General features: G+C 72.3%; 14 protein-coding genes. 7 read left to right on the forward strand and 7 right to left on the reverse strand.

The genetic code is table 11. From position 1 onward, the window contains the following. Window positions 1–156: 156 nt before the first annotated feature. The 3 genes from FL583_RS11160 to FL583_RS11170 all read left to right on the forward strand — a co-directional run bounded on the left by FL583_RS11160 (window position 157) and on the right by FL583_RS11170 (window position 2,641). The gene (locus tag FL583_RS11160) at window positions 157–1,023 is read left to right on the forward strand and encodes an alpha/beta fold hydrolase (RefSeq protein WP_142704500.1); all 867 of its coding nucleotides are present in this window, start codon (window positions 157–159) and stop codon (window positions 1,021–1,023) included. Window positions 1,024–1,091: 68 nt separating this feature from the next. Then, window positions 1,092–1,415, forward strand: a complete 324-nt coding sequence (locus FL583_RS11165) for a YciI family protein (RefSeq protein WP_142704501.1) — start codon at window positions 1,092–1,094, stop codon at window positions 1,413–1,415. Further along, window positions 1,412–2,641 carry an RNA polymerase sigma factor gene (locus FL583_RS11170; RefSeq protein WP_142704502.1) on the forward strand — a complete coding sequence of 410 codons (1,230 nt, stop codon included), beginning with the start codon at window positions 1,412–1,414 and terminating at the stop codon, window positions 2,639–2,641. Before FL583_RS11165 ends, FL583_RS11170 begins: the two co-directional genes overlap by 4 nt. Here FL583_RS11170 and FL583_RS11175 read toward each other — a convergent pair. Further along, window positions 2,628–3,077, reverse strand: coding sequence for a GNAT family N-acetyltransferase (locus tag FL583_RS11175; protein ID WP_142704503.1), 450 nt, complete (start codon window positions 3,075–3,077; stop codon window positions 2,628–2,630). The genes FL583_RS11170 and FL583_RS11175 overlap by 14 nt on opposite strands. 126 nt (window positions 3,078–3,203) lie before the next feature. Between FL583_RS11175 and FL583_RS11180 the strand changes: the two genes are divergently transcribed. From FL583_RS11180 to FL583_RS11190, 3 genes are all read left to right on the forward strand, one after another. Next, a complete protein-coding gene (locus FL583_RS11180; RefSeq protein WP_142704504.1) occupies window positions 3,204–3,749 on the forward strand; it encodes a hypothetical protein in 546 nt (181 codons plus the stop codon). A gap of 178 nt (window positions 3,750–3,927) precedes the next feature. Then, window positions 3,928–5,388, forward strand: coding sequence for an MFS transporter (locus tag FL583_RS11185; RefSeq protein ID WP_205752021.1), 1,461 nt, complete (start codon window positions 3,928–3,930; stop codon window positions 5,386–5,388). Between the two features lie 89 nt (window positions 5,389–5,477). Then, window positions 5,478–6,692 (forward strand): MFS transporter, encoded by a 1,215-nt coding sequence (locus tag FL583_RS11190; protein ID WP_142704506.1) that lies wholly within the window; start codon window positions 5,478–5,480, stop codon window positions 6,690–6,692. On the opposite strand, the gene FL583_RS11195 is transcribed toward FL583_RS11190, so the two are convergent. From FL583_RS11195 to FL583_RS11220, 6 genes are all read right to left on the reverse strand, one after another. Further along, complete coding sequence (locus tag FL583_RS11195; protein WP_142704507.1) at window positions 6,643–7,248, reverse strand: HD domain-containing protein; 606 nt, start codon at window positions 7,246–7,248, stop codon at window positions 6,643–6,645. The genes FL583_RS11190 and FL583_RS11195 overlap by 50 nt on opposite strands. 70 nt (window positions 7,249–7,318) lie before the next feature. Continuing rightward, on the reverse strand, window positions 7,319–7,975 hold the full coding sequence (locus tag FL583_RS11200) for a class II aldolase/adducin family protein (RefSeq protein ID WP_142704508.1): 657 nt from the start codon (window positions 7,973–7,975) through the stop codon (window positions 7,319–7,321). After that, window positions 7,972–8,400, reverse strand: coding sequence for an SRPBCC family protein (locus tag FL583_RS11205; RefSeq protein WP_142704509.1), 429 nt, complete (start codon window positions 8,398–8,400; stop codon window positions 7,972–7,974). Before FL583_RS11205 ends, FL583_RS11200 begins: the two co-directional genes overlap by 4 nt. Next, window positions 8,397–9,752, reverse strand: coding sequence for a flavin monoamine oxidase family protein (locus tag FL583_RS11210; protein WP_142704510.1), 1,356 nt, complete (start codon window positions 9,750–9,752; stop codon window positions 8,397–8,399). The genes FL583_RS11205 and FL583_RS11210 overlap by 4 nt, the downstream gene beginning before the upstream one ends. Next, on the reverse strand, window positions 9,749–10,891 hold the full coding sequence (locus tag FL583_RS11215) for an MFS transporter (RefSeq protein ID WP_142704511.1): 1,143 nt from the start codon (window positions 10,889–10,891) through the stop codon (window positions 9,749–9,751). The genes FL583_RS11210 and FL583_RS11215 overlap by 4 nt, the downstream gene beginning before the upstream one ends. Continuing rightward, a complete protein-coding gene (locus FL583_RS11220) occupies window positions 10,888–11,823 on the reverse strand; it encodes a carbohydrate kinase family protein (protein WP_142704512.1) in 936 nt (311 codons plus the stop codon). The genes FL583_RS11215 and FL583_RS11220 overlap by 4 nt, the downstream gene beginning before the upstream one ends. A 130-nt stretch (window positions 11,824–11,953) precedes the next feature. Here FL583_RS11220 and FL583_RS11225 point away from each other — a divergent pair, with 130 nt between their 5' ends. Then, window positions 11,954–12,973 (forward strand): AraC family transcriptional regulator, encoded by a 1,020-nt coding sequence (locus FL583_RS11225; protein ID WP_142704513.1) that lies wholly within the window; start codon window positions 11,954–11,956, stop codon window positions 12,971–12,973. Window positions 12,974–12,989: the final 16 nt, after the last annotated feature.

The following is a 12,989-nucleotide window of genomic DNA, read 5'->3' on the forward strand; positions in this document are numbered from 1 at the left end:
CGTGACGCATTGCCCTCGCGGCTGGATTGCGGTCAGCCGAACGGCGCATGGAGAAAGCGGCCGAAAAACGCTCAATAGCGGGCGGGAGCCTTGCAAAGGGAGTCGCTATTCGTGGCTGATTCATTACGTTGAGTCGATGCTTCTACGCTGTGCGCCATGACCACCGCACAGACACACACGCTCGCCATCCCCGGCGTCGATCTGGTCTACGACGTCCGGGGGCCGCTGCCGCCCGCCGACGGAAGACCGGTCCTGCTGATGATCGGCCAGCCGATGACCGCCGAGGGCTTCGGAGCGCTCGCCGACCGCTTCGCCGACCGGACCGTCGTCACCTACGACCCGCGCGGCCTGGGCCGCAGCGTCCGGTCGGACGGGCGGACCGACAACACCCCGCAGCAGCAGGCGGCCGACCTGCACCTGCTCGTCGAAGCGGTCGACAGCGGACCGGTGGACCTGTTCGCCAGCAGCGGCGGCGCGGTCACCGGGCTCGAACTCGTGGCCACGCACCCGGAGGACGTCCGGACGCTGGTGGCGCACGAGCCGCCGATCAACGCCGCGCTCCCCGACGCCGAGGCCGCCGAGCGCGCACAGCGCGCTTTCGAGGCCGCGTACCAGGCCAACGGGCGCGGAGCGGGCATGGCCGCGTTCATCCAGATGACGTCCTGGACGGGCGAGTTCACCGACGAGTACTTCGCGGCCCCGACGCCCGACCCGGCCGCGTTCGGCATGCCGGCCGAGGACGACGGCGGGCGCAACGACCCGCTGCTCTCGGGCGTCTCGCGGGCGATCACCGACTACCGGCCCGACGTCGAGGCGCTGAAGGCGGCCTCGACGCGGATCGTGATCGCGGCCGGCGAGGAGTCGGCCGGCACGTACACCGCGCGGACCGCGGCCGGAATGGCGGCGCTGCTCGGGCAGGACGCGACGATCTTCCCGAGCCACCACGGCGGCTTCCTCGGCGGCGAGTTCGGCTACGCGGGCAAGCCCGACGAGTTCGCCGCCCGCCTCCGCGAAATTCTCTGACTCGTCGCTGTCGGATCGAGGCCCGGCGTTCGTAGCAGGGGTGAAAGGCCCGACGAGAGGAGCTTCTGATGCAGTACCTGGTTTCCGTTCTCCACGACAGCACCGCGCTGGCCACCGACGAGGAGCAGGCGGCGATCGACGTCTTCAACGACCAGCTCATCGCCGACGGTCATTGGGTGTTCGCCGGCGGCCTGGGATGGCCGGACGCGGCCACCGTCGTCGACAACCGGGGCGACGAGGCGATGTTCACCGATGGGCCGTACGTGGAGTCGAAGGAGTTCCTGATCGGCTTCTGGATCATCGAGGCGCCGGATCTCGACGTGGCGCTGAAGCTGGCGTCGGCCGGGTCGAAGGCGTGCAACCGCCGGGTCGAGGTCCGGCCGTTCCTGTGACTGTCACCGAGGCGATCACCCGGGCCCACCGCGAGGAGTGGGCCCGGGTGGTCGCGTCCCTGGCCAAGCGTTTCTCCGATCTCGACGTCGCCGAGGAGTCGGCCGCCGAGGCGTTCGCGGTCGCCGTCGAACGGTGGCCGGTCGACGGCGTCCCGCCCAACCCGGGCGCCTGGCTGACGACCACCGCCAACCGCAAGGCGATCGACCGGATCCGACGTGAGAGCAAGCGCGACGACAAGCACCGGGAGGCTCGGATGGTGTCCGACGACGAGCCGCTCGAACCCCTCGGCGCCATCGAGGACGAGCGGCTCCGGCTGATCTTCACCTGCTGTCACCCGGCGCTGGCCCGCGAGACCCGGGTGGCGCTGACGCTGCGGATGGTCGGCGGGCTGACCGTGCCCGAGATCGCCCGGGCGTTCCTGGTACAGGAATCCGCGATGGGGCAGCGGATCACCCGGGCCAAGGCCAAGATCAAGGCCGCTCGGATCCCGTATCGGGTGCCGTCCGCGGAAGACCTCCCGGCGCGCGTCTCCGGCGTCCTCGCCGTGCTGTTCCTGATCTTCAACGAGGGCTACCTGTCGACCGGCCCCGATACCGATCCGGTCCGTCAGGACCTGACCGCGGAGGCGATCCGGCTCACCCGCCTGATCCGGACGTTGCTTCCCGACGACGGTGAGGTGGCCGGGTTGCTGGCGCTGATGCTCCTGACCGAGGCCCGCCGCCCGGCCCGGGTCTCGGCCGGCGGCGATCTGGTCGCACTGCACGAGCAGGACCGGGGAGCCTGGGACGCCGGTCTGATCGCCGAGGGGCACCGGCTGGTGCGGGAGCGGCTGGCGGCCGGGGTGGCGCCGGGGCGCTATCAGGTCCTCGCCGCGATCAACGCCGTGCACACGTCGGCCCGGGACGTCCGGGACACCGACTGGTCGCAGGTCGTCGCGCTCTACGACCAGTTGGGGCGGCTCGATCCGTCGCCGATCGTCGCGTTGAACCGGGCGATCGCGGTGGCCGAGCTCGACGGGCCGGACGTCGCGCTGGCCGCGGTCGACCGCCTCGACCTGGACGGCTACCACGCGTTCCACGCCACCCGGGCCGATCTGCTGCGACGCCTGGGCCGGAGCGCGAACGCGCGGGACGCTTACGACCGGGCGATCGAGCTGGCCGGCAACACCGCGGAAGCCGCGTACCTGACCCGGCGGCGGGATCAGCTCGCGGTCAGGCCGTCGTGAGATCGCGCCGGAGGTACAGGCCGGGGCCGAGTTCGGTCGCGATCCGGCCGATCTCGGTGAAGCCGACCGCGAGGTAGAAGGCGAGCGCGTGGGGGTTGCCGACCACCGACAGGTGGCGGTGGCCGGTGCTCCGGGCGGAGTCGGTGATGTCGGCGATCAGCCGGCGGGCGATTCCCCGGCGCTGCTGCTCCGGGTCCACGAAGAGGTCGACGAGCGAGAGCCCGTCGGCGCCGTCGTCGTTCGTCGTGGCGAAGCCGAGAATCCGCGGGTCGGCGGCGACGCGGGTGCGGCCGGTGGGGATGTCGTCGCCGGCGAAGACGAGGAATTCGGGCCGGGCCAGCAGGAGCGGGGCGTCGCCGGCGTTCGACAGCGACGCGGCCCGGTAGACCCGCTGCAGCTCGGGCAGGTCACCGGATACGTGGTAGACGGCGATCATGCCGCCAGCCCCAGCATCGCACGACCGCGCACCCAACACAGAGATAGAACGATCGGTCTTGCTAACGGGCGGGATCTCTGCCACCGTGTTCAAGACAGAACATTCGTTCTTCCCGAGAGGCTGACCATGACCACCGCCGCCCTACCCGCCACCAGCGGCATCGCCCCGACCCTGCGCCGGCTCTACTTCCTCCGGGCCGGCTTCGCGGTCGTCTGGGCCGCACTGCTGGCCGCCACCGGCTCCGACCTCGGCCCGGTCAGCATCACGCTGCTGGTCCTCTACCCGTTGGTCGACGTGGCCGCCGCGGTCGTGGACTTCCGGTCGTCCGGCGCGCGCGGGCTGTACGTCAACATCGCGATCAGCGCGCTCGCGGCCCTCGGGCTGGCCATCGCGTCCGCCTCCGACATCCCGACCGTGCTGCGCGTGTGGGGTGTCTGGGCGATCGTCGCCGGGCTGATCCAGCTGTACATCGGCGTGACGCGGTTCCGGCTCGGCGGCCAGATCCCGATGATCCTGTCCGGCGGTATCTCGGTGCTGGCCGGATCGTCGTTCGCCCTGATGGCGTCCTCGGGCGACCCGGCGCTGACCGGCATCGCCGGATACGCGGTCGCCGGCGCCATCTTCTTCCTGATCTCCGCGATCCGGCTCGGCCGCGCGGCGAAGAAGGCCTGACAGCGCGCTGAGAGTCGCCCTCCGGGGTGACAGCAGGCTGTGCGCGACCTGACGGCCCCTGGGGTCAGTCTCGTTGCTGGGGCGCACCACGCCTCATGAGAACGAGATACCGACCGATGACCGAATGCATGTCTCTTTCGCCAGGCTGAGAGCGGCGTTCGATACGAAGGGGCCGACCGTGACCGTCACTACACCCGAACTCGCTGCTCGGGGCTCGCGCACCTACAAATCCCTCGGTGCGGCCTGGATCCCGCTGGCCGCCCTGTGTCTGGCCTTCTTCGTCGAGATGGTCGACAACACGCTGCTGTCGATCGCGCTGCCGACGATCGGCCGCGACCTCGGGAGCGGCACCACCGCACTGCAGTGGGTCACCGGCGCCTATTCGCTGACGTTCGGCGGCCTGCTGCTCACCGCCGGGTCGATGGCCGACCGGCTCGGGCGCCGCCGCGTCCTGCTGGTCGGGCTGGCCGTGTTCGGCGTGCTCAGCCTGGCCGTCGTCGCGGTCTCGAACGCCGGTGAGCTGATCGCGCTGCGGGCCGGCCTCGGCATCGCCGCCGCGGCCATGGCGCCGATCACGAACTCGCTGGTCTTCCGGCTGTTCGACGACCAGACCCTGCGCATGCGGGCCATGACCGTGATGATCAGCGTGGGCATGTCCGGGTTCGTGCTCGGCCCGCTGCTGGGCGGCACCGCGCTGGCCCACTTCGACTGGCAGTGGCTGCTGCTGGTCAACGCACCGATCGCGCTGATCGCCTGCATCGGCGTCCGGCTGGGCGTCCCGGCCGACCGGCCCGAGGACCTCACCGACGACAAGCTCGACCTGCCCGGCGCCGTGCTCAGCGTCATCGCGATCGGGCTGGCCTGCTACTCGCTGACCAGCGGCATCGAGAACGGCTGGACGTCCGGGATCACGCTCGGGGCCATCGTCGGCGCGGTCGTCGCGGCGGTCGCGTTCGTCCGGCACGAGCGGCGGAGCGCCGCGCCGATGCTCGACCTGAGCCTGTTCCGGAACGGCACCGTCCGGGGCGCGTCGATCGCGCAGATCGGGACGGCGATCGCGATGGCCGCGGTGATGTTCGGGCTGATCCTGCACTTCCAGTACGCGTACGGGTGGAGCCCGATGCGGGCCGGCCTGGCGAACCTGCCGATCATCGTGACGATGCTGGCCGCGACCCCGTTGTCGGAGTGGCTGGCGAAGACGTTCGGACACCGCATCGCCTGCCTGGTCGGGGCCGCGTTCCTGGCCGGATCGCTGGCCGGTCTGTCCTGGGGCGTCGACCACGGCTACGCGGTGATCGCGGTGTGCATGGTCGCGATGACGATCGGCCTGCGCACGGTGATGACGATCTGCGCGATCGCGCTGGTCGACGCCATGCCCAGCAACCGCACCTCGATGGGCACCGCGCTGAACGACACCGCGCAGGAGGTCGGCACGAGCGTCGGGACCGCGCTGATCGGTACCTTCATCGCCGCGCTGGTCACCACCCAGCTCCCGGCCGGGGTCTGGAGCTCGAGCCTGGTGGCGTCGTTCTTCCACGGCGAGCGGATCACCTACGCGGTCGTCGCGGTGATCGTCGGGCTGGTCGCGGCCGGTGGAGCGCTCACGCTCACGAACTCCCGGTCGACCGAGGAAGCGTAGTGTTCTGTATCGGTCCCGACGACGACAGTGCGGACGTCGTCGGTCGATAACCGAACCGCGAACGCCCCGCACAGAGGAACCGCACCCGTATGACCGTCACGTCGCCCACCGCTACGACCCCGGCCGTCGCGCCGACCACCCGAGTGATCCCCGGACTGCTGGCCCTGGCCATCGGCGGCTTCACGATCGGCACCACCGAGTTCGTCACGATGGGTGTCCTTCCGCAGATCGCCGAGGGCCTCCGGCGCACCGAGCCGGAGGCCGCGCACGGCATCACCGCCTACGCGCTCGGCGTGGTCGTCGGCGTGCCGATCCTGGCCATCCTCGGAGCGCGCCTGCCCCGTCGCGGGCTGCTCCTGGCCCTGATGGGCGCCTACGCGGCGTTCAACGTGGTCACCGCGCTGGCCCCGACCTACGTCACGTTCGTCGGGGCCCGCTTCCTCGACGGGCTGCCGCACGGCGCGTACTTCGGCATCGCCAGCCTGGCCGCGGCCGGCCTGGTCACCCCGGCCCGGCGCGGCCGGGCGATCGCGTCGGTGATGCTCGGGTTGTCGGTCGCGAACGTCGTCGGCGTGCCGGCGACGACCTGGATGGGTCAGCACCTGGGGTGGCGCACCACCTACCTGGCCTGCGCGGTGCTGGCCGGGCTGGCGGCCGCGCTGATCTTCACGTTCCTCCCGGCGACGCCGGTCACCGGCGGGAGCAGCGGGCGGGCCGAGGCCCGGATGTTCTTCGCCCGCCCGCAGGTGTGGCTGACGATCGCGGCCGGGTCCATCGGGTTCGGCGGCGTGTTCGCGATCTACTCGTACATCGCCACGACCGTGACCAACGTCTCCGGGCTCCCGGAAGCGGTCGTCCCGCTGTTCCTGCTGGCCTTCGGGCTCGGCCTGGTCGTCGGGACCTGGGCCGGTGGCGAGCTCGCGGCCTGGTCGGTCTACCGGTCGTTGCTCTTCGGCGCGATCGGGACGGCCGTGGCCATGCTGGCGTTCTGGTTGGCCGCGCCGCACGGCTGGTGGGCGCTCCCGGTGGTGTTCGTCTTCGCCGCGGTCGCGTCGGTGCCGGTCACGAACCTGCAGCTGCGTCTGATGGACGTCGCTGGGGACGCGGTCACGCTCGGGGCGGCGATGAACCACGCGTCGCTCAACGTCGGCAACGCGCTCGGGGCCTGGGCCGGCGGCGTCGTCATCGCCGCCGGGTACGGCTACCGGGCCCCGGCGCTGCTCGCCACCGCGCTCGCCGCCGTCGGCGTGCTGATCATCGCTCTGTCGGGTGTCCTGGCCCGGAAGACGTCAGCAGCGCGGTGATTGCGGGGCGCCAGTGCTCGAGACCGGGCACCTCAGCGTCCACGTCCTTGGCCAGGTCGTCCCAGCGTCGGAGTTCGACCGCGACCTCGTGCTGGGGCAGCCGCTCGAACTTCGCCACCTCGTCCGGGGTCATCGGGCCGCCCTGCAGCGCCAGGCTGTTGACCGACGCCGGGGACAGCCCGTCGAAGTAGGCCGGGTCGGTGGCCACCAGGTAGCGCTTGGCCGCGACGTGCAGCGCGACCGGGCCGCCGGCCTCGGCGCCGAACCAGCGCGTCACCAGCCGGGCCCCGATGATCTCGTGGCGCTGGTCCTCCTCGGCCGACTCGCCGTCCTCACCCAGCACCAGGTGTCCGAGGTCGTGCAGCAGGGCCGCGACCTGCGCGGACGGCCCGAAGCCGGCCGCCTCGGCCAGCTCCGCGCACTGCAGCGCGTGCTGGAGCTGGGTGACGGCCTCGTCGTAGTTCGACCGGCCGGCGGTTTCGAGGAAGGCGAAGAGGCGGTCGCAGAACTCGTCCGCGGTCAGCTGCTCCGGGTCGAGCTGAAGGATGTCCGGCATACCAGCGATCGTCCCCACCGCCGGCGTCGCCGGAGGAACGCGGGGCCGAACGTCGGATGAAACCGGACTTTCACTCCTGAACTGCCTGTGGGCTTCCGTAGTTGAGCGTGATCGCCTGCTCGATGACCGCATACTGCTGCTCCTCGGTCAGCGGCTGCGGGTCGGCGACCTGCGCCACTCGCAGGAGGAGAGCGGCCAGCCACTCGACCAGCAGCGCGTTGTCGACGGCCTTGCCCAGCGACGATCCGATCGCCACCGAGCCGTGGTGGGCCATCAGCGCGGCCTGCCGATCGGTCAGCGCGTCGACGACCGCGGCGGCCAGTTCCGGCGTGCCGAACGTCCGGTACTCGGCGATCCGCAGCTCGCCGCCGAGCAGCATCTGCTGGTAGTGCAGCACCGGCATCGAGGCGAACCGATTCGTCGCGCAGGCCACCGCGGTCGCCGAGGGGGCGTGCGTGTGCACGACGGCCTGCGCGAACGTCTGCCGGTACACGGCCAGGTGCAGGTCGAGCTCGGACGTCGGCTTGAGCTTCCCGGACACCACCTGGCCGGTCAGATCGGTCTCGGTGACGTCGTCCGGCCCGCACTGCGCGAGGTCGACCCCGCTGGCGGTGGCGAAGACCCGGTCGTCGTGGCGGACCGACACGTTCCCGGCCGTCCCGATGAGCAGCCCGTTCGCGGCCAGCAACCGCGCCGCCCCGGCGACCTCGCTCCGGACGTCGGTCATGCCTTCCCTCCCTGCAGCGCACCCGCCGTCACATTGCGTACGACGACGGGGAGCCCGCGCGCGAGTTTCACGCCGACCACCCGGGCGTAGAGCTGGTGCAGTGGGCCGTCGAGCACCACGCCGTGCGTGACGCGGATGCCGCCGGCGGCCGGCTCCAGATCGTGGGTGATCGTCAGCGTGGCCAGCGGCAACCGGATGACGAAGTCCATCGCCCGCTCGCGCTCGACCCGGGTGAACTCGATCTTCTGGGCCGGGGTGCCGTGGTTCTTCACGGTGCCGATGGCCCCCGGCGCCACCGCCCGGCCGACCTGGGCCCACTCGACGTCCGGGTCGTCGATCGGCCAGGAGTCGAGGTCGGTCCAGCGTTCCCACAGCTGGGCCGCGGTGGCGGTGGTCAGCTGGCTGTGCCGGCGGCTCCAGGTCATCGGACGGCCTCCGCGATCGCGACTTCCCGGGCGGCGCGCTCGCCCGCGGCGACCGCGCCGTCCATGTGCCCGGCCCACCGCGTCGCGGTCTCGGTGCCGGCCCAGTGGATCGGTCCGACCGGCTCGGTCAGCTGGACGTGCATCGAGGCGGACGTCCCGGGGCCGGGCGCCGCGGTGGGCCCACCCCCGAGCCAGTCTTCTTCGCCCCAGCGCTGATCGACGTATCCCAGCGGATCGAGGGCCCGTTTCCCGAACAGATCAGCCAGCGACGACAGGGCCCGGATGCGCCGCTCGGCGTCGTCGACCGGGTCCCACTCGCGGGCGTAGTCGCCGCCGATGAAGCCCAGGATGACGCCCCGGGAGGCGTCGCGCGGGCTGGCGTCGAACGTGATGAAGATCGGACCCTCGTCGGAGATCGACATGCCCGACAGGCCGGACGCGCGCCAGAACGGCGCGTCGTAGACCGCGTAGATCTTCGACAGGATGCCGGGTGACCAGCGCTGGGACAGCCGGCGGTGCGCCGCGGGCAGGTCGGGGACGAACCGGATCCGGCGCCGCAGGGCCGGCGGAACCGCGACGATCACCCGGCGCGCGGTCGTCGGCCCGTCGTCGGTGTGCACGGTGACCTCGTTCTCGGCCCAGTCGATCCGGAGCACCGGCGAGCCGAGCCGGACCGTGCCCGCGCCGAGCGCGTCGGCCACCCGGACCGCGACCTCGTGCGAGCCCTCGACGAAGTGCTGCTCGACCGCGCCGCCGCGGGTCTCGAGCAGCGGGTCGAGCCCCCCGGCCTGGGCGACGTAGTGCAGCACGTAGAGCAGCGAGATCTCGGACGGCTCGCAGCCCCAGGAGGTCTTGCAGACGACCGCCATCAGGTCGTGCGTCCCGCGGCTCGCGTGCTTGGCCGCCAGCCAGGAACCGAGCGTCTGGGCGTCCAGGTCGGCCGCGTGCGGAGCGTCCCAGGGACGTCCGACCGGGATCTTGCGGCTCAGCCGCTCCAGCGAGGCGCGCACCCGGGCGAGGTCGAGCAGATTGGGAGCGCCGATCGGCGGGATCAGGCCGCGGTAGCGCTTGAGGTCCTTGCGCCACAGGATCAGGTTGTCGCCGGCCTCGTGGGTCGGGTAGCGGCCCACGCCGACCTCGTCGGCGAGCGCGATGATCCGCTCCTGCCCCGGCCCGACGAACGTGCCGCCGAGGTCGACGACCGCGCCGGCCACCTGCGCCGACTTGACCCGGCCACCGACCCGGCCGGTGGCCTCGAACACCCGCACGGACAGCCCGCGCTGCTGCAGGTTGCGTGCGGCGGTGAGGCCGGACAGACCGGCGCCCACCACGACGACGTCGACGTCGGTCATGCGGGTTCTCCTTGAGGGACGGGCGTTCCGAGGCGGCGCGCGACCGGCAGCACGAGCAGCAGCGCGAGCGCGGGCGCCACGAACCCGAAGCGGAGGGCGGCGCCGGTGCCGAGCAGCCCGGGGATCACCGCACCGGCGACCGCCCCGGCGTAGTTGAAGACGTTGACGCGGGCGACCACCTCGTCGCTGCGCGCGGGGACGAGCCGGCCGGCCGCGGCGAACGCGATCGGGATCACGGCCCCGGTGGCCAGGCCCGCGACCGCGAACCCGACCAGGGCGACCGAGGTGGCCGGCCCGAGGACGACCAGCGCGCACCCGGCCGCTCCCAGCAGCAGTGCGGCCACCGCCACCGCCCGCCGGCCCCAGCGCACGACGGCCGGGTCGGTGCCGAGCCGGGTGAGCAGCACCGTCGCCTGGTAGGCGGCGTAGCCGACCGGCGCGAGGACGGCCGAGGCCGCCAGCCCGTCGGAGAGGTAGATCGTGCTCCAGGTGGAGACCGCGGAGTCGAGGACGTACGCGACGAGCACCAGCGACCCGACGGCCCAGATCGCCGCCCGCGGCAGCGCCACCTTCTCCGCCGTGGCCGGGGCGGGTATCGCCGGCAGCAGCCACGTCCGCCCGGCCACCGCGACCGCGAGCTGGACGACGCCGATGGCCCCGACCAGCGTCAACGCCGAGACGTCGACGGCTGCCAGGCCGGCCGAGAGGAGCGCTCCGAGGATGCCGCCGACCGTGAACACCGAGTAGAGGCGGCCCAGCATCGGCACACCGGCCCGCTCCGACAGCGCGACGCCCTGCATGTTGTTGCCGGCGTCGACCGTGCCCAGGCCCAGCCCGTAGAGAGCGACCGCGGCCAGGTAGAGCGGCAGCTGATGGGCCAGGCTGATCCCGGCCAGCGCGACGAACTGCAGGCCGAAGCCGACGCTCAGCGCGGTCCGGCTCCCGCGGCGCACGGCGATCGCGTCGGCCAGCCCGGAGCCGAGCGCGGCGGCGATGCAGACGCCGAGCAGGATCGCCGAGACCGCCGTGTCGCTGAACCCCATCCGGTCCTTGGACGCGGGCAGGGCGGTGACGACGGCGGCATAGCCCACGCCCTGGGCGGCGTACGTCGCCGACACCATCAGCGTGGACGCCTTCATGACGCGGACAGCCGGTCCCCGGTCGCCGCGAACGACCGCACGTCCTCGAGGGTGTAGACGCCGGCGTCGGTGCCCAGGTCGCTGGCGACCTGGGCCGCGGTGGCGCAGCCGAGCTCGGCCGAGCCGCGCAGGTCGAGCCCGAGCGAGCGGCCGCGGAGGAAGCCGGCGCTGAACGCGTCGCCGCAGCCGCTGGTGTCGACGACGTTCGTGGCGTAGGCCGGTACCTCGACGACCTCGGTCTCGGTCACGACCAGGGCCCCGCGGGCTCCCTGGGTCACCGCGACGCAGCCGGCGCCCGCCTTCACCAGCGCGCGGGCCCCCTCCACCAGGTCGGTGGTGGCGGTGAAGCCGAGGACCTGCTCGTCGTTGGGCAGCAGGTAGTCCGTGTGGGGGAGAGCGGCGGCGATCCACTCCAGCATCCCGGGCTCGCCCGGCGCCAGGACGTCGACCGAGGTCGTGGCGCCCTGGGCGTGCGCGCGCTGCAGCAGGGTGGCGGCGGCGTCGCCGCCGAGGAACTCGGGGCCGCCGAGGTGCAGGTGGTCGAGGCCCTCGAGCTGCTCGTCGGAGACGTCGTCGACGGTGAAGACGGCGTTGGCGCCGATGCAGTGCCAGGCCGGGCGGTCGCCGTTGGGCCGGATCGGCAGGACCGAGGACGACGTCTGGTGGCCGTCCTTGCGGACCAGGCCGGCCGTGTCGACGCCCTCGCGGGCCAGCAGCGCGAGGAGGGTGTCGCCGAGGATGTCGGTGCCGATCGCGCCGAGGCTGCGGACCTCGGCCCCGAGGCGGGCCGCGACCAGCGCGGTTCCGCCCGCGGTGCCGGCCGCGCTGGCCCGGATCGTCTCGACCAGCTGCCCGACGCTCTTCTCGGGAATCGACTCGATCCCGATCACCAGATGATCGAGCACGTGGACGCCTGCGCACCCGAGCTTCATCACGTCCTCCTCAGTGAGAATGTGGGGAGACCGTACGGACTGATGTCTCCGGCCGGGGCCGCTGTGCCACACTTCTGGCAACATCGCCCCCCTTTCGTGGCGCGAATGCCTACCACCGAGGACGGCGCCCGTGGGAGACCCGAAACTGTCCCGGGCCACGATCCCACCGGCGGTCCTGACCGGCCTGCTCGACCTGGCCGACCAGTACGAGGTGGCGACGAGCCGGTGGTTCGCCGGTACCGGGGTCGACCGGTCCCGGCTCGAGCAGCCGGGCACGCTGGTGTCGTACCGGCAGGCGGTCACCGTGATCCGCCGGGCGCTGAAGACGCTGCCCTCCGGGCCGCTCGGGCTGATGATCGGCGGTCGCGATCCGCTGCTGACCTGGGGGACGCTCGGGATCGCGATGCGTTCGGCCTCGACGGGGGCGGAAGCGGTGCGGATCGCGCTCGACTACCACCAGGGGTCGGGCACGCTGATGGACTACCTCGGGTCCTCCACCGACGCGGGCACGATCGTCGAGCTCGTGCCGCGGACCCACGAGCCCGATCTGCTGGTCTTCCTCACCGAGGAGGCGTTCGCGGGCATCGTCGTGATGGCCAGGCTCACGTTCGGGGCGTCGGGTGGTCCGGTGGCCGCGTCGCTGGCCTATCCGCCCCCGCCGTGGGCCGCGACCTACGCCCGGCTGTGGCATTGCCCGGTGACGTTCGACAGCGACCGCACGACGCTCACGCTGCCTCCGGCGCTGGAGAAACGTCGCATTCCGACGGCGAATGCCACGCACTTCGAGGCCGCGCTCAAGGCCACCAGGGCACTCGTCGACGTGGACCCGGTCGACGATCTCGTCGTCGCCGTGGAGGCCGATCTCCGGGCGGACCTGAGCGTCCGGCGAACCGCGACGCAGGTGGCCGACGCGCTCGGGATCAGCCCGCGGACCCTGCACCGTCGGCTGGCCGACGCGGGCCAGAGCTACGGCGAGATCCAGGACCGGGTGCGACGCAGGCAGGCGGACGCGTTGCTGCGGAACACCCGGAGGTCGATCGCGGCGATAGCCGCTGATCTGGGCTACAGCGACCCGCGCGAGTTCCGGCGGGCGTACAAGCGCTGGACGAGCACGACGCCGTCGGAGGTGCGCAAAGCGGGCGCAACCTGATCCGGGCACACTGGTG

It is taken from the genome of Cryptosporangium phraense, from assembly GCF_006912135.1.
In the GTDB taxonomy this organism is placed as follows: Bacteria; Actinomycetota; Actinomycetes; order Mycobacteriales; family Cryptosporangiaceae; genus Cryptosporangium; species Cryptosporangium phraense.